At 34.9% G+C, this 18,569-nt stretch carries 15 protein-coding genes; 14 read left to right on the forward strand and 1 reads right to left on the reverse strand.

Annotated features, from left to right (window positions below):
• Window positions 1-16: 16 nt before the first annotated feature.
• From IWX80_RS01710 to IWX80_RS01735, 6 genes are all read left to right on the forward strand, one after another.
• Window positions 17-283 carry a hypothetical protein gene (locus IWX80_RS01710; RefSeq protein ID WP_196851912.1) on the forward strand — a complete coding sequence of 89 codons (267 nt, stop codon included), beginning with the start codon at window positions 17-19 and terminating at the stop codon, window positions 281-283.
• A 133-nt stretch (window positions 284-416) separates the two neighbouring features.
• Window positions 417-1,679 carry a DUF6161 domain-containing protein gene (locus tag IWX80_RS01715; RefSeq protein ID WP_196851913.1) on the forward strand — a complete coding sequence of 421 codons (1,263 nt, stop codon included), beginning with the start codon at window positions 417-419 and terminating at the stop codon, window positions 1,677-1,679.
• 162 nt (window positions 1,680-1,841) lie between these two features.
• Window positions 1,842-2,333 (forward strand): hypothetical protein, encoded by a 492-nt coding sequence (locus tag IWX80_RS01720; RefSeq protein WP_196851914.1) that lies wholly within the window; start codon window positions 1,842-1,844, stop codon window positions 2,331-2,333.
• 163 nt (window positions 2,334-2,496) lie between these two features.
• Window positions 2,497-2,874: a hypothetical protein gene (locus tag IWX80_RS01725; protein ID WP_196851915.1), complete on the forward strand. Its 378-nt coding sequence runs from the start codon at window positions 2,497-2,499 to the stop codon at window positions 2,872-2,874.
• Between the two features lie 272 nt (window positions 2,875-3,146).
• Complete coding sequence (locus IWX80_RS01730) at window positions 3,147-3,470, forward strand: hypothetical protein (protein ID WP_196851916.1); 324 nt, start codon at window positions 3,147-3,149, stop codon at window positions 3,468-3,470.
• Between the two features lie 242 nt (window positions 3,471-3,712).
• A complete protein-coding gene (locus tag IWX80_RS01735; RefSeq protein ID WP_196851917.1) occupies window positions 3,713-4,141 on the forward strand; it encodes a hypothetical protein in 429 nt (142 codons plus the stop codon).
• Between the two features lie 234 nt (window positions 4,142-4,375).
• Here IWX80_RS01735 and IWX80_RS01740 read toward each other — a convergent pair whose 3' ends face one another.
• Window positions 4,376-5,566 carry an ATP-binding protein gene (locus IWX80_RS01740; protein ID WP_196851918.1) on the reverse strand — a complete coding sequence of 397 codons (1,191 nt, stop codon included), beginning with the start codon at window positions 5,564-5,566 and terminating at the stop codon, window positions 4,376-4,378.
• Between the two features lie 373 nt (window positions 5,567-5,939).
• Between IWX80_RS01740 and IWX80_RS01745 the strand changes: the two genes are divergently transcribed.
• The 8 genes from IWX80_RS01745 (at window position 5,940) to IWX80_RS01780 (ending at window position 18,317) form a co-directional block, all read left to right on the forward strand.
• Window positions 5,940-8,231 carry a DNA topoisomerase 3 gene (locus IWX80_RS01745; protein WP_196851919.1) on the forward strand — a complete coding sequence of 764 codons (2,292 nt, stop codon included), beginning with the start codon at window positions 5,940-5,942 and terminating at the stop codon, window positions 8,229-8,231.
• 328 nt (window positions 8,232-8,559) lie between these two features.
• Entirely contained in the window at window positions 8,560-9,039 is a 480-nt protein-coding gene (locus tag IWX80_RS01750; RefSeq protein WP_196851920.1) for a DUF6265 family protein, read from the forward strand.
• 188 nt (window positions 9,040-9,227) lie between these two features.
• A complete protein-coding gene (locus IWX80_RS01755; RefSeq protein ID WP_196851921.1) occupies window positions 9,228-11,375 on the forward strand; it encodes a TonB-dependent siderophore receptor in 2,148 nt (715 codons plus the stop codon).
• Between the two features lie 66 nt (window positions 11,376-11,441).
• Complete coding sequence (locus tag IWX80_RS01760) at window positions 11,442-12,587, forward strand: PepSY-associated TM helix domain-containing protein (protein WP_196851922.1); 1,146 nt, start codon at window positions 11,442-11,444, stop codon at window positions 12,585-12,587.
• Window positions 12,588-12,849: 262 nt separating this feature from the next.
• Window positions 12,850-14,346 carry an ankyrin repeat domain-containing protein gene (locus tag IWX80_RS01765; protein WP_196851923.1) on the forward strand — a complete coding sequence of 499 codons (1,497 nt, stop codon included), beginning with the start codon at window positions 12,850-12,852 and terminating at the stop codon, window positions 14,344-14,346.
• Between the two features lie 86 nt (window positions 14,347-14,432).
• Complete coding sequence (locus IWX80_RS01770) at window positions 14,433-14,915, forward strand: DUF2271 domain-containing protein (RefSeq protein ID WP_196851924.1); 483 nt, start codon at window positions 14,433-14,435, stop codon at window positions 14,913-14,915.
• Between the two features lie 90 nt (window positions 14,916-15,005).
• Window positions 15,006-17,204, forward strand: coding sequence for a PepSY domain-containing protein (locus tag IWX80_RS01775; RefSeq protein WP_196851925.1), 2,199 nt, complete (start codon window positions 15,006-15,008; stop codon window positions 17,202-17,204).
• 117 nt (window positions 17,205-17,321) lie between these two features.
• Window positions 17,322-18,317 carry an FAD:protein FMN transferase gene (locus IWX80_RS01780; RefSeq protein ID WP_196852923.1) on the forward strand — a complete coding sequence of 332 codons (996 nt, stop codon included), beginning with the start codon at window positions 17,322-17,324 and terminating at the stop codon, window positions 18,315-18,317.
• Window positions 18,318-18,569 lie beyond the last annotated feature (252 nt).

Genomic DNA, 18,569 nt, shown 5'->3' on the forward strand with positions numbered 1-18,569 from the left:
ATTGTCATTGCGAACAATGAGGAAAGAATTGTTTGGCAATCAGGAGCTGTTTCCTGCTATTCGCTATATCTTTTTCTGGTCTGGTCTCGTCCCAAAAGACGAGACCAGACCAGAAAAAGGATGCCGCTTCTATCAGGGCTATGGCATTTGTGTTAAAATAACTGCGTTTACGGTTTTCCTTAAAATCACTGAAGCAAAAGAAGTTAGTTTTGGGCAGCCATTTAAACTTGATAATTTTTTATCAGTATTTTCGGAAGAAAGTTATATATTTGAAAATAACTAAAAACTTACGTTTGTAAGACCTATCGCTGAAAATTTGGGGTGATAGGTATTATTTTATCATACATATAAGTTAGTTAGCAACAATTCAAAAAAATGATAATGAGGATACCTTTAATATTTTTAAAATAATTCATGTGAAAAATTTAGAGTTCAAAAAAGCACTTAATCAAAAAGAGTTAGAGAGTATTTTGCGCAACCATGTTTATAATCTTAAAATTCCTACTGAAAGTTATGAAGTAAATCTTGACCTAGTTGGACTTCACAAAATCGTAGAGAATAAGCAACTAAAATGGGAATCATCGGATAATAGAGGAAATTTTTCCGAATCAATATCATTTTTTAACCAAGTTTTGAATACAATTGAGAATGTTGTAATTAATTCACAGCACACAGATAACAATAGCCACCACAACATTTTAAGTTCTCTCGCACAAGTTAACGATTATGTGTTTTTACCTGATTCACCGAAATCAATATTTCTGCAACATATTATTTTACACAACGATGTAGAGGAATTTCGCGGTGCATTCGCAGCCATCACTAGTACTTTAGACTATGGCCAACTTGGAAATAAAAATTATTTTAAAGGTGCATTTTTAGCAATTCAATTCGAAACAGCTGATGTTGATGTTGCAACCAGACGAGAAGCTGAAGAAAAATCTTTTTCACAGGTTAGAGCTGAATTTGAGCAGGAAATTTATCGCAATCTCACCAGCTTTGAAAACTTGGTTGATGACACTAAAAGCAAAAGTTCAGCAGAAGTAGAAAATTTGAGAAACGTCTCAAATATTTGGAACACGCAATTTGAAAAACAACTTATTGATTATAATTCTAAAGTAAAAGCTGAAATTGACAAGAGTCACATTGCAGGTGGAAATCTTTTAAAAAAATCGTTAGACAAAAAAATTCAACTTGAACAAGCGTATCGCGAACACATGAAATTTAAGGCACCAGCTGAGTATTGGAAGGAACGAGCATCTTTTCTTAATCTAGAAGGTAAAAAATTTATGAACTGGCTGATATCCCTGACTTTATTGGGTATCCTTATGCTCTTTTCATTACTTTGGTTAACTCCAGAGGATATGCTTGCAAACATATTTTCAAAAAAACCTGTTAGAGCAATTCGATGGTCAATCATTTTTATTACTCTAATTTCTCTACTTTTTGTTGGTATTCAAGCTCTCAAAAAAGCTATGTTTTCAAGTTTCCATTTAGCTCGTGATGCAGAAGAGAGAGAAAAATTAACAGTGTTTTATCTTTCGCTTATAAAAGATAGTACTATAACTCAAGAAGATCGTAGTTTGGTTCTTCAGGCTTTATTTAGCCGAGCAGATACGGGTATGCTCAAGGATGAAAGCGGTCCTACGATGCCAGGTATAATTGACAAATTAAAATAAAAAAAATTTTTGCTAACAGACGTTTGGAAGTATTTGGGTTTTATGCTTAATTTAAAATTTGTCTTGTATTTGTAAATTTAGCGATAAAACCAAAACAAATCTTAATTTAGTAATAATCCCGCTACAATACTAGAATGTAGGCAATTAAATAAAAAAAAAGAAATGAACGAAACTCTAATCACAGAAGTTCCATACAAAGAAATTGCACTTTTAATTTTAGGAACTTTAAGTACTTTTCTTATTTGGCGAATTCAACACCAAAAGGACAGAATCAAAGACATTGAAAATCTTGTATCTGAAAAAAAATACAGACTCTATTCTGAATTAATTTACATATTCTTTGACATCTCAAATGGAGAAAAACTTGGAAAGAAAATAACTGAACGTGAAATATTAAAACGAATTTTAGACATAAAAAAAGATATGTTTATTTACGCTCCAGACGAAATTTTTAAAATGTTTACTAATTGGACTTTAGAACTAAATAAAGAAAATGGTGCAATTAATCAATTCAAGACTTATTTTCAATTGATTAAACTTGTTAGAGCTGATATGGGACAAAGTAAAACTAAAATTGAACTTGACGATTTCATGTTATTCTATATGCAGAATGAAGAAGAATACGCAAAGTTTAAGCTAATTCATAATTGGTAAATCAACTGCCTAAAATGGCTATTACAACTGATATTTCTCCGTTAGAGCTAGCGTCCCGCTCGTAAACACAAACAAAAATAAATACATTATTAATTGTAATTAGCAAAAGAGGGCTACAGAAACATCAAGATAATTTTAAACTGAACCTTAACACTAAAAAAGAATGCATAATAAACAAAGACACGGATGCTTAACAGCTTGGTTGATTTATTTAATCATTGCATATTCATTTAGTGCTGTTTTCTATTTTTTCAAAACAGAGGAAATGTCCAACATTGCACAATACAATATTTCAGAAAACATGATGTTGCTTTATGGTTCATTTGCAATATTGGGCGTCATTTTCTCGATAATGCTACTTAAATGGATAAAATTGGGATTTTGGGGCATTTTAATTATCAGTGTGATATTATTTATAGTCCAATTACTAAATAGTGACAGAGTTATGTCTCCAATTTTTATTTTGCTTTGCTTAGTAATACTCTATGGTTTATTACAATTCAAAAAAGCGAATGTAACAGGTTGGAATAATTTAGAATAAACTTCACTCGTGAACACAAACAAAACAACAATATTACAGAAAATATTTTTTGTAGCTATTTTGCATTTACAAACAGAAAAACAGTAATCTTTGTGGACGCCCCGATCGCTCGTATATCCACAATGGTTAGCGCAGTTTTGCAAACTGTGCCCACAAAGGGAAGCAAATAAAATAATAGCCAAACTGGATGGGATTGCTTCGTTCCTCGCAATGACGCAACACAATCCCACTGTTGGCCCGAGCGTCCCGCTCTTGAACACAAATAAAAGCCAATGATAGTTTCCATCACTAAAATCGAGTTAAATTCATACTTAAAACTGGTTCCTTTTTTTAAGTTAAATGGACAAATCATAGCAGAGCTTCAACAAGCCAACTGCAAAAAAAACAAAGTAGCCGGCAGTTGGAACGGGAGAGTTTGGTACACTATGACGTTATGGGAAAATGAAAATGACATTAACGCTTTTTATCGCAATGGCACCCATCTGGCAGCGATGAAACAATCCGGAAAATTCTCCTCCAAAATTGAATCTCGTCGCATTCAGAACGAGGATTTGATACCTTGGAAAGAAGCAAAGAAATTGTTCGGTAATAATTAATCTTAAACCCGCACTTGCTTCCGATGCGTTTATTTTAATACTTTTATAAAACTAAAAATCCAATCGCTCTAATATCCACAATCGTTAGCTCAGTTTTGCATTCTGTGCCCACAATTAGGAGCAAATAAAATAATAGATAAACTGGATGGGATTGCTTCATTCCTCGCAATGAATTAAGCCTACCGCCAACAAATAAACCATAAAATAGCAAATAAACACTAAACCATTAAAAAACCAAACCAATGAAATTACTACTAACCACATTACTTATATTGTTCAGCTTTACAACATTTGCGCAATCGAATGGATTTGCCGGTGATTACAATCGTACACTTACTACGACAGAAAATGACATTTTAGACTATAAATTAACTTTAAGTCAGGATGGAACATTCGTATTTCATTATTATTCTAAAATTAAAAACGGAATTCCAACTGAAGTAAATAAATACGGAAAAGGAAAATGGACCGCGAAAGACAATGTGATTAGTTTCTCTTCGAACAAACAAGAAGACTTTGATGAAAAATACACATTGGATTTCAATACATCCAAGGCGAGATTTGTCACGAAAAATCCTAGAGATAAAAGTGACCGCATCATTAAGACCAAACTTACGTTTGTAGAATCAGAAATTCCCTGGATGCAAAGAATGGATGTTTTTAAGATATAAATTTGCATAATAGCTTACCCAGCTCTCCGAAGTGTGAATCAGTCGCAATAACAAAATAAAATCGTAATCGCTCTGCGAAGGTCACTATTCCAACAATCTACAAACACAGGAAAATAAAAGTTGCTAAAATAAGAATGGCATATAGTAATAGGTAAGAAGTCGGGAGACTTCGCACAGCACTCAATTAAATATTATGATTGCTTAACCAAAAAATCCCAACACAAACATTCTACACTAATACATAAACCCAAACAACCAAACTGGAATTATAGTCCCATACCCAATTTCTATCATATCTTTAGCAATGTATGAATCTGGAATATCTATAATTTGTTTTCTGGTTTTGTTTTTGCCTCCTATTTCGAAAGTGTACTTTTTATTGACCAGAAAATCGGATTGAGCAGACAGATTAATTTCGTGCAAATCTTTGAATTGATTTAGGAAGAACGTTTCTCTAACATTGCCAATATTGATATTCTCTTTTGCCAAAACATACATCAAATTGGTATTGTTCAAGAACAATTTTTCGGGTTTTGTCAAAACGCCTATTCCTGATGTGTCTTTGTACAATTCGTTGACTAATCCTGCACGGTCTAGAATTTTTATCGCCTGAATTAAGGTGTTTCTAGAAACGCCTACTTTTTCGCTTAACTTGGTAATATTGGGCGTAAATGGAGCACTCGTTGCAACAGTTATCAATAATTTTTTCAATTTGACCAAAGTTTCATAATTCAAATCTTCGACCGCATTAATATCTATTTCTATGATTAAATTTATAGTGTTGCGTAATTTTTGAGGATAATCATTCTCACTTTCTTTGAAATACGGATACGCTCCCATTTGCAAATATTTTGCAAAAAGAGGCAAGGGCTTCAGCTCTTCCAAAATTTTTGAAGCTATTTCGTTGTGATTACTCAGAATTTCTTCTAAAGAAAAAACGGGGAATTTTTTATTGGCATCCAACTCAATAAATTCCCGAAAAGATAGCTCTTTTAAGGTATAGGAAACCGCTCTTCGACTCAAATCTGATTCGGCTTTGTAAATTTCCAGCATTGAAGAAGAAGTAAAAACAATGCTTAAAGCGGGGAAATTGTCATAAATTAATTTTATCTCTCTAGACCAATTGGGATATTTATGCACTTCGTCCAATAACAAATGAGTGCCGCCAAATTTTACAAACAGCTTTGCCAAATCATATAATTTATTTTCAAAAAAATAAATATGATCCAAACTTACATATAGTGTGCTTTTTAGTGGTAATTTTCTTTTTGCAATTTGCAACAATAAAGTCGTTTTTCCTGAACCTCTAGCGCCTTTTACGGCAATTAATCGGTTATTCAAATCCATTCTATCAATCAAATACCGTTCGAATTTCAAGGATACAAAAGTGATTTTTTCTTGAAATTCTAAAATAAGATCTTCCATACTGTTGTTTTTAAACAGCAAATATAACTAAAATTGTTAAACATAAACAACAATTTTATATATTTTATGTTGTATTAAAACAACGTTTTTATAATTGTCTGAGAGAAAATTATCAGTAAATAATCATAAACGAAGTCATCTACTGTATTTTCTTTCGTTAATATGAAAATTGAACGAAATCTTTTAGCTCTGATGGAACCGGCATCCCACGCTTTTTCGCGTGGATACAGTGTACAGCAGGACGGTTCGTTATTGAAAAAATCGTTCTGCTCCTAAAAAACAACGCAACCTAGCCGTTCATAACTCCTACCGATTTATTTTTAATACCAATTTCTAAATTCCTAATTTGCGCCCTTAAATCAGAAGGAGAAAAATGAAGGTCTGTATTGCCGAGAAACCAAGTGTAGCCCGCGAAATCGCATCCGTTTTAGGAGCCAATACCAAGCACGACGGCTATTTTGAAGGCAATGGTTATCAGGTAACCTACACTTTTGGGCATTTATGTACCTTGAAAGAACCGAACGATTACAAACCGCACTGGAAAAGTTGGGACCTCAACAACTTACCGATGCTTCCCGAGAAATTTGAGACGAAAGTGGTGGAGAATTCAGGTATCCAGAAGCAATTCAAAATCATAAAAAGTTTATTCGACAAAGCCGAGATGGTCATCAACTGCGGGGATGCCGGGCAAGAAGGAGAACTCATTCAGCGTTGGGTCATGAACGAAGCGCAGTACAAAGGCGAGGTACAACGCTTGTGGATTTCGTCCCTGACCACCGAAGCCATCAAAGAGGGTTTCCTGAACCTGAAACCATCTGCCAATTATGATAATTTGTATTATGCAGGTTTTTCCAGAGCCATTGGCGACTGGTTACTCGGTATGAATGCCACGCGATTGTACACCGTAAAACACGGCGGCTACAAGCAGGTATTGTCTATTGGAAGAGTGCAAACCCCTACTCTAGCAATGGTCGTGGACCGTTTCAAGGAAATTGAAAACTTCAAACCGCAACCGTATTGGGAGTTGCAAACTTTATATCGAGAAACGCTTTTCAGTTATGAGGAAGGGCGTTTTTTGAAAAAGGAAGATGGTGAACTATTGGCCAATAAAGTAAAGGAAAGTGAGTTCGAAATTGTTTCTGTCGAAAAAAAGAATGGTAATGAGTTTGCACCAAAACTATTCGATTTAACAGGCTTACAAGTGTATTGCAATACTAAATTTGGCTTTACGGCAGACGAAACACTTAAAATTGTCCAAACTTTATACGAACAAAAAGTAGTCACGTATCCCAGAGTCGACACCACGTTTTTACCGAATGATATTTATCCAAAAGTACCGGGGATTCTGAAAAACTTGACAAATTATACTGCGTTGACGCAACCGCTTTTGGAAAAAAAGATAAAAAAATCACCCAAGGTTTTCAACGATAAAAAAGTAACGGATCACCACGCCATTATTCCAACGGGGATTCAAAGTAATTTGCAATACAATCAGCAGCAAGTGTATGATATTATTACAAAGCGATTTATTGCCGTGTTTTATGACGATTGTTTGGTTGCTAATACCACAGTAGTCGGGAAAGCTGCCGAAGTTTTATTTAAAACCACCGGAAAAGAAATCTTAAAAAAAGGATTTCGTGTAGTGTTTGAAGATCCTAATACAAAAGAAAAAGAAGCCGATATCTTGCCGAGTTTTGTTGTAGGCGAAAAAGGGCCACACCAACCTTCGTTTTTAGAAAAGGAAACCAAACCACCGAATCAATTTACCGAAGCGACTTTATTGCGCGCCATGGAAACCGCGGGAAAGCAAGTGGATGATGAAGATTTACGCGAATTGATGAAAGAAAACGGTATTGGTCGCCCGTCCACGCGAGCCAATATTATTGAAACGCTTTTTAGACGCCAATACATTGTAAGAAACAAAAAACAGGTTTTGCCAACACCTACGGGAATTAAACTGATTGATACGATTCAAAATGAATTGGTAAAATCGGCAGAACTTACCGGTTCTTGGGAAAAGCAGTTGAAAGATATTGAAAAAGGAACGTTTACCGCGGGTTCATTTATTAAGAACATGAAACACATGGTTGAAACTTTGGTGTATGAAGTACGAAGTGAAACCAGACGCGCCAATATCTCCCATGCTGGAACTATTCAAAAAGAAGTGGCAAAAGTCGAGAAAAAGAAAGCAGCCGGAATTTTGGCGGAAGCCTGTCCGAAATGTAAAAAAGGAACACTAATAAAAGGGAAGTCTTCGTTTGGCTGTTCCGATTATAAATCAGGTTGCACGTTTTTATTGCCATACACATTTGCAGAGAAAAAAATATCCGAGAATCAATACTTGCGATTGCTTCAAAAAGGATCTACCGTAAACTTAAAAGATTTCAAAACGGATGCTGGCGTTGTGGAAGGTTTACTTCGCTTTGACGAAAATTTCCAACTCAAATTAGAACCCAAGAAAACTTTGGTGAAAGCTATTCCGGATGAATTAACCTGTCCGAAATGCCAGAAAGGAACTGTGCTAAAAGGAAAAATGGCTTATGGTTGCAGTAACTATAAATCAGGCTGCGATTTTAAAGTGACTTTTGATAAGGTCAGATTGAAACTAAAAGATCAAATACCTACGAAGGAATTGGTTTATACTATTTTGAAAGCCAGTGTTTAATTTTTCACCATATAAGTCATATAAGAATCATTTAAGTTTGGTTTTAAAAGAAAGATTAATACCCTTTCTTAACTGAAATAACTAATATTTTTTTGATATTCAAAACATATAAGTCATGTAAGATTATTGAAGTTAGCTGCCAAACAATTGCTTATATGTCCATAAATAACTTATATGTTAATTTTTGAGAACGTTGTAATTTTTAGTAGAAGTTTGTATTTGATAATATCTATTACGATTTTAAGAATTACAAAACTAAAAATAAAACACACCTATTCTATTTTTTCATAATTTAGCTCCATATAAATAAACCAAAAAATCTAAGCTTATGTTTCAAAAAACGACCTTTATACTGCTTTTGCTTGCCTTGGTTTCTTGTAAAGATTCTGATGCAAATGAAAAAGAAAAAATCAAGGCTGCCAATTGGCTTTTGGGAAATTGGGAAAACAAAGCCGCTGATGGTACTCTGACCGAATATTGGAAAAAAGTAAACGACAGCACCTTTCAAGCGCAATCTTATTTCGTTAAGGAGAAAGACACATTGCATTTTGAATCGATCACCTTGCAGCAAAAAGGCGAAGTGCTAACCTATACTGCAACTGTAGAAGGACAAAATGATGACAAACCCGTTGCTTTCAAGTTGACAACTGCAACAGAAAAGCAAATGGTTTTTGAAAATCCAAAACACGATTATCCTCAAAAAATAAGTTATACCCAAATTACTCCTGACAGTTTAGTGGCTAAAATTTCCGGAATCCAACAAGGAAAACCAAGTTCCGAGCAGTTTTCGATGAAAAAAATCAAATAAACTTTAACATTTTATACTCCAATGACAACCTTGCTCGAAAAAGCAAGGTTTTTTTATGCTTCTAAGAAACTGATTTACAAGTTCATAAAAAATATTTTATTTTACTATCTATATTAAGTCTAAATAAGTTTTGTTAAAACAAAATGCACTTCTATATTTGCATTATTATTTTTACTTAATCTAAATAAATGAAAAAGTTACATACTATTTACCTGTCAGTTTTACTTTTTGGCGCAACTGTTAGCGCCCAAGAAAAAAAAGAGCAAGAAAAAGATTCTCTGAAAACGTTGAAAGAAGTTATTGTAAACTCCAACAAATACAAGTACAAAAGAGAAAAAAGTACTACCGTTTCCAGAATGCCATTAAACAATATTGAAAACCCACAAGTTTACAATACTGTAACCGCTGAGTTAATGAAAGAGCAATTAGTTACAAATTTTAATGATGCGCTAAAAAATGCTACTGGAATAACACGTCTTTGGGAATCAACCGGACGTGGCGGCGATGGTGCTGAATATTTTACAATGAGAGGTTTTTCGGTTCAGCCGACTATGATAAATGGTTTACCGGGAATTAATAACGGAAGTATTGATCCTGCAAACGTGGATAATATTGAAGTTATTAAAGGACCTTCAGGAACTTTATTTGGAAGTAGTTTGATTTCTTACGGAGGCTTGATAAACATTGTAACTAAAAAACCTTATTCCAGATTTGGCGGAGAAATCAGCTATAATTCCGGAACTTATGGAATGGACCGACTTACAGCCGATGTAAATATTCCATTGAATTCAGATGTTGCCCTGCGTATCAATACAGCATATCAAAAAGAAAATTCGTTTCAAGATGCCGGTTTTGGAAAATCATTTTTCTTTGCACCTTCCTTGAGTTACAAAGTAAATGATAAACTTTCGTTCTTGATAAACACCGAATTCACTAATAGAAATTCGTCAAATGCACCGATGCTTTTCTTGAACAGAAATTCGGCTCTATCTTTTGATTCGATGGAATTATTTGAAAGAAATTATAAAAAATCCTTTACTTCAAACGAGTTGTCCATCAGTAATCCAACATTTAGTTTACAAGCTCAAATGCTTTACAAACTCTCTGATCAATGGACTTCGCAAACGGTATTGTCCAGAAGTAATAGCAAAACTAACGGCTATTATTCCTATTTATTCGACGCTTCAAACGGAAACGATTTTACACGATACATTTCGAAAAGAAATGGAGAAACTTTCGCAACTGATATTCAGCAGAATTTCATTGGAGACTTTAAAATTGGAAATTTAAGAAACCGATTAGTCGCAGGTATTGATTATTACCAATCGAATATTATGAATGGAAGCACTGGTTGGGTTGGAAACGGAATTGTTTCATTAATCGATGGTGGAGATACTGGAGATTTAACCCAAGCGGGAGTTGATAAGTTATTAGTCGGTTCGTTTGAAGGAAACTCAACAGCCGAAGTGGAAGTTATCAGTGCATACGCTTCGGATGTGTTGAATATTACCGATAAATTTTCTGCGATGGCGAGTTTGAGAATTGACCATTTCAAATCGACAACCGCTACCGAAGAAAGAAGCCAAGCAGCCGTTTCACCAAAATTCGGTCTGGTTTATATGTTGATTAAAGATAAAGTTTCTGTTTTTTCCAATTACATGAATGGGTTTGTGAATGTCACGCCAAGAGAAGTTTCAGAAGTGGATGGTTCTAATCCGAGAATAAAATCTTTTGACCCGGAACAAGCCAATCAGTATGAATTTGGATTAAAAACAAACTTATACAAAGACATCATTTCGGCATCCATCAGCTACTATAATATTGATGTTAAAAACAGATTGATGACTGATCCAAACAATATCAACAACGCTATACAAGGCGGAGAAGTTAACAGTAAAGGTGTTGAGGTTAGTTTTACGGCAAATCCAGTAAAAGGATTTAACATCATTGCCGGATTCAGCAATAACAAAAGTGAAGTTACCAAAGACAATCCAGGAGATGGTTATTTAGGACTAAGACCCGAAGAAGCCGGACCAGAAACGCTTGTAAATTTATGGGCAAATTATACGTTGACTTCAGGAAAATTAAAAGGTTTCGGAATAGGATTTGGTGGAAATTATGCCAGCGAATACAAAACAATGAACAGAGCCAATATTGGAACCTTTGAATTGCCGAGTTATGCCATAGTAAATTCGGCTGTATCGTATTCAAATGATAAATTCAATCTTGCTTTGAAATTGAATAATGTATTCAACGAAAAATATTATTCAGGATGGTCGACAGTAACTCCACAGCGTTTGAGAAGTGTCACCGCCGGTTTAACCTATAAATTTTAAGTTTCATAATTGGTTTTTGTTTCACTAAACTCCTCATTTCGGTGGGGAGTTTTATTCTTTTTTTAAATGAAAAATAATAACATCAAAAAAGCAATCCGAAAAATCCATCTTTGGCTAGGTTTGTCCTCTGGATTACTCGTTTTTATAATCGCCATCACAGGATGTTTGTATGCCTTTCAAGAGGAAATACAAAACATCACAGAAGAATATCGTTTTGTGGAACCTCAAAATGAATCTTTTCTGCCTCCATCTCAATTGGAAACCATCGCCAGAAAAGAAGTCCCAAATAAAGTGCTTCACGCTATCAAATACAATGAAAAAAACAATTCCGTTGAGGCGATATTTTTTCATTACGAACCCAGTTATCATTATACGACTTACCTAAATCCTTACACTGGAAAAGTCCTGAAAACGATCAATAATGAGGAAGGTTTCTTTGCATTTATCCTCGACGGACATTTTTATCTTTGGCTGCCGCATGAAATTGGGCAAACTGTTGTGGCATCTGCAACTTTAATATTTCTAATCATGTTAATTTCAGGTTTTATTCTTTGGTATCCAAAAAATAAAAGTGCCGCCAAACAACGCTTTTGGTTCAAATGGAAAAAAGGCACCAAATGGAAACGAAAAAATTACGATTTACATAACATCACTGGTTTTTATGTACTCATCATCGGAATTATTTTTGCTATAACGGGATTAGTTTGGGGATTTCAATGGTTTGCGTATTCCTATTACACCTTGTCCGGTGGTGAAAAATCATTACTCTATGAAGAACCGCTTTCGAAAAAAAACCAGAAAACTACAACTAGTTTAACCGTAAAACCATTAGATGCAGTTTGGCTCCAAATGCAAAGAGAATATCCGTTGGCCAAATCCATTGAAATTCACCCTCCGGAAACGAATATGTCCCCAATAGCGGCAAATGCAAATAGCGATAAAGGAACCTATTGGAAAATTGACTATCGGTATTTTGATCAATACAGCTTGAAAGAGATGAGTGTTTCTCATATTTGGGGAAGAAAAACAGCCGATAAAATTGCTGATAACCTGATGAAAATGAATTATGATATTCATACCGGAGCGATATTGGGATTACCTGGAAAAATATTCGCCTTTCTTTGTAGTTTACTAATTGCGAGTCTTCCAATATCCGGATGCTACATTTGGTGGGGACGAAACAGAAAAAATAAAACAAGGGTTTTGAATTAAATCTATTTCTATAATTTCAAGTTCCTGCGTTAAACCTTTCCGACTGTTTGACATCTAAAGTAGTGGTAATTAAAAGATACCTTTTCAAATCATCTAGAGAAAGATCAAAATACAAACTTTATAATTCATTAAATATTTCCAGATAATTGAGTCCATAATAATTGGAATTATACTATTTATTTTTACATTTGTGTTATTTTTATTTATTCTAAATAACTTAAATAATTTTCTTTACAATAATAAGAACCTTTATAAAAAAATTATGAAAAAGAATCTTTTCATCTCTTTTGCCTTATTTGCCACTTTATTTGTGAGTGCGCAGCAAAAAAATACACTTTTGGAGCAATCTTTTTGGAAAACAAATCCGGATGTAAATGCTGTAAAAGCTGAAATAGCGAAGGGAAACAGTCCTTCAGCCTCCACTCCAAATGCTTTTGATGTCACTGTTATGGCTATTAATAATGATGCACCTGCAGCAACCATAGAATTCTTACTGGAACAAGCCGGGAATGAAGTCAATAAATTGACACATGACAATCGTATTTATTTACACTGGGCCGCCAATAAAGGAAATGTAGCAATTGTAGAATACCTTATCAGTAAAGGCTCATACCTTAATCTAGAAGACAGCAAAGGAGAAACTCCGCTAACTTTTGCGGCAGTTGGAGGTCAAAGCAATACCGCATTGTATGAGGCTTTTTTTAAAGCTGGAACTGATCCAAAGAAAAAGTATAAAGAGGGTATCAACCTGTTATTAATGGCGATTGCATCCGATAAAAACCTGACGCTTTCAAACTATTTCACGACCAAAGGAATGTCAATTAAGGATACTGATAGTGATCGAAATACTGCTTTTGATTATGCTGCGAAATCAGGCAACCTACCATTATTGAAATCCCTGTTAGAAAAAGGAGTAAAAGCTACTGACAATGCATTGCTGTTTGCAGCACAAGGTTCCCGTAGAGATGTGACTCCTCTTGAAACCTACAAATATTTAGTTGAAGATTTAAAAATCAAACCAACTGTTACAAGCAAATCGGGTGAAACGGTGCTTCATTTATTGGCAAGCAAAGCCAACCAATCCGAAATCATTACTTACTTTTTGTCCAAAGGCGTAGATGCTAACAAAGCCAATAACGAGGGAAATACAGCATTAATGGCAGCAGCCTCAGCTAGAGATATTGCCGCATTAGAACTGTTGTTGCCAATAGTAAAAAACAACAATGTTCAAAATCTAAAAGGAGAATCAGCATTGACAATGGCTGTAAAAGCTGGAACTCCTGAGGCAGTAACAGTACTTTTAAACAAAGGAGCTGATGCAAAAGTATTGGACAAAGACGGAAACAATTTAGGATATTACCTGATTCAATCCTACAGACCATCAGGACGCGGACAAGAGGCAACCACTCAAGATCCTTTTGAAACCAAAATAAAATTACTTCAGGATAAAGGTTTAAACTTGGCAACTCCTCAAAAAGATGGGAATACATTGTATCATTTTGCTGTAATTAAAAACGATTTGGCTTTATTGAAAAAAATCGCCGCTTTAAACATCGATATCAATGCCAAAAACAAAGATGGCTTAACGGCTTTGCACAAAGCTGCTATGATTTCAAAAGACGATGCTATCTTGAAATATCTTATTTCTATGGGCGCTAAAAAAGAAATTACCACTGATTTTGATGAAAGTGCATATGCTTTAGCCAAAGAAAACGAATCGTTAACAACTAACAAAATAGTTCTAGAATTTTTAAAATAATAGTATAAAATCGCCGTGATACAAAATCACAAAAAACAATAAAAAATGGCGCTACCATATTCCTTAAAAAACAAATATTATCTCATATGAAATCGATCCTAAAAATTAGTTTATCTATAGCGTTCCTATTCCTTTTGTCGTTTCAAGCTTCCGCACAATCCAGTAAATACAAATGTATGCTCCAAATGTCAAACTACATGGGCGAAGGCGCTTATATTGTAGTTTCACTTGTAAACGCTAAAGGCGAATATGTAAAAACACTGTATGTAATGGGTGACGATAAAAAATGGTACAAAACCCTTAAAGAATGGAACAAATTCTATTCTAAAAAACCAGAAAATATCAGTGCCAAAACTGGTGCTTCGGTAACTGGTGGCGACCGCAGCATCACTACAATAGAAATTGAAGATGCTAAAATCAACAAAGGATTTAAATTGCGCTTTGAAACTGCAGTAGAAGATCATAAATATTACACCACTGATTTAGAGATTCCACTGACAACAGAAGGAATAGCAGCAAAAACAGAAGGTAAAAACTACATTCGCTACGTAAGATTGAACAAAATCTAAAAAAACAGCTTTTACATTAAACCATATAAGTCATATAAGCTTTTACAAAACGTAAAACTTATATGACTTATATGTTAAAATTTATTACAAATGACTCTTTCTTTTTGGCGTTACGCACACTTGGCTTTGGCACTGTTTTCTGCAGCATTTTTAGTATTGGCATCCGTAACTGGTGTCATCCTTGCAGTCGATGCTATACAAGAGAAAACACCGCCATATAAAGTAGAAAATTTCGATAAAATAACCCTAGGAGAAACTTTGCCAATGTTACGCAAAACCTATCCTGAAATAACCGAATTGAGTGTAAACCACAATCAATTTGTAACCCTGCAAGGTATCGACCAGGAAGACAATGATGTCAATGCCTATATTGACGCAAGAACTGGAAAAATACTGGGAGAACCCATCAAAAAAAGTGAGTTTATCCAATGGACAACAGCGCTCCATCGTTCCTTATTCCTTAAAGAAACCGGGCGTTTTATTGTGGGCTTTATTTCCTTATTGTTGGTATTGATTTCTATTTCGGGTTTTGCTTTGATACTCAACCGCCAAAGAAGTCTTCGCAGTTTATTTTCTAAAATTGTGAAAGAAAATTTCGCTCAATATTACCATATTTTTTTAGGACGATTATCGCTGATTCCGATTCTGATTATTGCACTTTCGGGAACGTATTTAACCTTGGAAAAGTTTAATTTTTTCGTTGAAAAAAAAGATTCTGAAGGAAAAACCGAAATGGTTGCAACCGTACCTGTTTCAAAAAACGAGACTACTACTTCTGTTTTTAAAAACACGCTTCTTACTGATGTTCAAAAAATTGAATTCCCATTTTCTGATGACCCCGAGGAATATTATATCATTACATTAAAAGACCGAGAAATCGAAGTCAACCAAATTTCCGGAACGATTGTAAGTGAAACTCCTTTTCCGCTGCAGAATTTAGCATCGAATTTGAGTCTTGATTTACATACCGGTCGCAGCAGTATTTTATGGGCGATAATTTTAGGAATCGCGAGTTTGAATATTCTATTTTTTATCTACTCGGGTTTTGCCATGACGTTAAAACGAAGAGCGAGTCGCATTAAAAACAAATACAAACCTGAAGACAGCACATTCATATTGTTGATTGGTTCAGAAAATGGAAGCACACTATTATTTGCTAATGCGATTCAGAAGCAATTGCTTGCGCACGGAGAAAAAGTCTTCCTTACTGAACTGAATAATTATTCGGATTATCCAAAAGCAAAACATCTTATCGTATTTACTTCAACCCACGGATTAGGCGATGCACCATCTAATGCGAGCAAATTTATTTCGCTCATCAACAAAACGGAACAACAGCAAAAAATCAATGTTTCTGTAGTAGGATTTGGTTCTCAAGCATATCCAGATTTTTGTGGTTATGCACAGGAAATTGATGTGTTGTTAGCAAAGCAAAACTGGGCGGAACGTATAGTAGAATTACAAACCGTAAACGACAAATCTGCAGAAGAATTTGTAGGTTGGGTGAAATTATGGAGTGCCAAAACAGGAATTCAACTTTCGGCAACACCATCACTTTATAATGAAGTTCCGAAAGGTTTGGAAAAAATGACAGTACTTGATAAAACTGCCATTTCTGATACGGAGCATACTTTTTTACTGACGCTGCGTGCTAGTAGTAACGCTAAATTCACTTCGGGTGACCTCTTGGCAATTTATCCTGCAAACGACAACCAAGAACGCCTCTACTCTATCGGGAATCATAACGGCAACATACAATTAGTCGTGAAATTACATCCTTTAGGGTTAGGTTCCTGCTATTTATATACTGTAGAACCGGGATCTGTTTTTAAAGCACGAATCATTAAGAACCAGACTTTTCATTTCCCGAAAAAAGCATCTAAACTAGCGCTGATTTCAAATGGAACAGGAATTGCTCCTTTCCTTGGAATGATAGAACAAAATAAGAAAAAAACCGAAATTCATTTGTATTGCGGTTTTCGAAAAGCAACTGAAACTGTTTTAGGGTATGAAAAATTTGCTACTGAAATGATTCAAAAACAGCAACTTAAAAATTTTAATATAGCTTTATCTCGCGAAGCGAACCATCATTATGTAATGGATCTAATCAAACGAGATTCTGATTTTTTCATTGATTTGCTAACACAAGGAGGCGTTGTAATGATTTGCGGTTCGCTTGCGATGCAAAAGGATGTAGAAGCTGTTCTAGATATACTTTGTCTTGACAAAACTGGGAAAGGAATTGCTGATTATAAAACTAAAGGACAAGTGCTGACGGATTGTTATTAGTGGAATTATGTTATTTTGTCATTGCGAGGAACGAAGCAATCACATTAGTTGCTCAACTTATATGCTTATGCTAGTGCGATTGCTTCGTTCCTCGCAATGACTACTGATACTTTTATTATGAAATTCCAATTCCTGTTTTTCCTTTTACTAATTTGCGCTTTCACAAGCCACAGCCAAGTCTTACGAAAAAGAACCAGCTTACTTATGGGCGGTCGATTTGACATTTCCATCGTTGACAAAGATTCATTATCGGCAGAACAAAACATAGATGCAGTTATTAATGAAATTACCCGAATCGAAAATTTAATTTCCGATTGGAAACCAGACTCACAGGTTTCTGAAGTGAACCAAAATGCGGGTATTCGGCCAGTGAAAGTAGATAAAGAAGTTTTTGAATTAACGCAAAGAGCGATTCAGTTTTCTGAAATGACGAATGGTGGTTTTGACATCAGTTTTGCGGCAATGGATAAAATCTGGAAATTTGATGGTTCCATGACACAAATGCCTTCGGCGGAAGCCATTCAGAAATCAGTTGAAAAAGTGGGCTACAAAAATATAATCTTGGATAGCGTACAATCCACTGTTTTCCTGAAACTAAAAGGGATGAAAATTGGTTTTGGCGCTTTAGGAGAAGGATATGCTACCGATAAATGCCGCGATATGATGCTTGCAAAAGGCATTAAAGCCGGAATTATAAATGGTTCAGGTGATATGAGTACTTGGGGGAAACAGCCCAATGGAAAACCTTGGAATATTGGAATTACGAATCCCTTTCATCCTGAAAAACTCGTTGCAGTTGTACCATTAAAACAAGATGCTGTAACCACTTCGGGCAGCTATGAAAAATTTGTTGTTTTTAATGGCAAACGCTATTCGCATATTATTAATCCGGCAACAGGTTATCCTGCAACGGGATTATGTAGCGTGACGGTTTTTGGACCAAATGCTGAAACGGCGAACGGTTTAAGTACCTCCTTAATGGTTTTAGGTAAAACAGCTGGACTACTTTTACTCAACAAATATGCTGATTATAGCTGCATCATGATTACGGATGATGGAAAAGTGGTGAAATCAAAAAACTCCCGAATCAAGAAATTTAAGGCTCGACTTTAATTCTTCTAAGCTTAAACTTCCGAAATTAAATACTAGCTCCACAAATATAAACTTCCTATTTGTGGTGAGGAATATTTAATTATAATACTCCTTCTTTGATACAAATTTTACAAATCAGAGTTTACTATCAAAAATCTGTAGCATAAAAACGGTAACACACAACGCTCCTATTTGGATTACTCCTTTAACAAAAATTAACATAAAAGATATTCATAGTCTTTTTGGAGAAGAATTTTCATAATCTAGAAGTCA

The sequence above is a fragment of the Flavobacterium sp. CAN_S2 genome (genome assembly GCF_015752255.1).
Taxonomy (GTDB): Bacteria; Bacteroidota; Bacteroidia; order Flavobacteriales; family Flavobacteriaceae; genus Flavobacterium.

Bases quoted from the DNA above. Each gene is read 5' to 3' on its own strand.
- IWX80_RS01710 (WP_196851912.1), top strand. From the start codon at position 17: ATGAGGAAAGAATTGTTTGGCAATCAGGAGCTGTTTCCTGCTATTCGC.
- IWX80_RS01720 (WP_196851914.1), top strand. From the start codon at position 1,842: ATGAACGAAACTCTAATCACAGAAGTTCCATACAAAGAAATTGCACTT.
- IWX80_RS01725 (WP_196851915.1), top strand. From the start codon at position 2,497: ATGCATAATAAACAAAGACACGGATGCTTAACAGCTTGGTTGATTTAT.
- IWX80_RS01730 (WP_196851916.1), top strand. From the start codon at position 3,147: ATGATAGTTTCCATCACTAAAATCGAGTTAAATTCATACTTAAAACTG.
- IWX80_RS01735 (WP_196851917.1), top strand. From the start codon at position 3,713: ATGAAATTACTACTAACCACATTACTTATATTGTTCAGCTTTACAACA.
- IWX80_RS01740 (WP_196851918.1), bottom strand. From the start codon at position 5,566: ATGGAAGATCTTATTTTAGAATTTCAAGAAAAAATCACTTTTGTATCC.
- IWX80_RS01745 (WP_196851919.1), top strand. From the start codon at position 5,940: ATGAAGGTCTGTATTGCCGAGAAACCAAGTGTAGCCCGCGAAATCGCA.
- IWX80_RS01750 (WP_196851920.1), top strand. From the start codon at position 8,560: ATGTTTCAAAAAACGACCTTTATACTGCTTTTGCTTGCCTTGGTTTCT.
- IWX80_RS01755 (WP_196851921.1), top strand. From the start codon at position 9,228: ATGAAAAAGTTACATACTATTTACCTGTCAGTTTTACTTTTTGGCGCA.
- IWX80_RS01760 (WP_196851922.1), top strand. From the start codon at position 11,442: ATGAAAAATAATAACATCAAAAAAGCAATCCGAAAAATCCATCTTTGG.
- IWX80_RS01765 (WP_196851923.1), top strand. From the start codon at position 12,850: ATGAAAAAGAATCTTTTCATCTCTTTTGCCTTATTTGCCACTTTATTT.
- IWX80_RS01770 (WP_196851924.1), top strand. From the start codon at position 14,433: ATGAAATCGATCCTAAAAATTAGTTTATCTATAGCGTTCCTATTCCTT.
- IWX80_RS01775 (WP_196851925.1), top strand. From the start codon at position 15,006: ATGACTCTTTCTTTTTGGCGTTACGCACACTTGGCTTTGGCACTGTTT.
- IWX80_RS01780 (WP_196852923.1), top strand. From the start codon at position 17,322: ATGAAATTCCAATTCCTGTTTTTCCTTTTACTAATTTGCGCTTTCACA.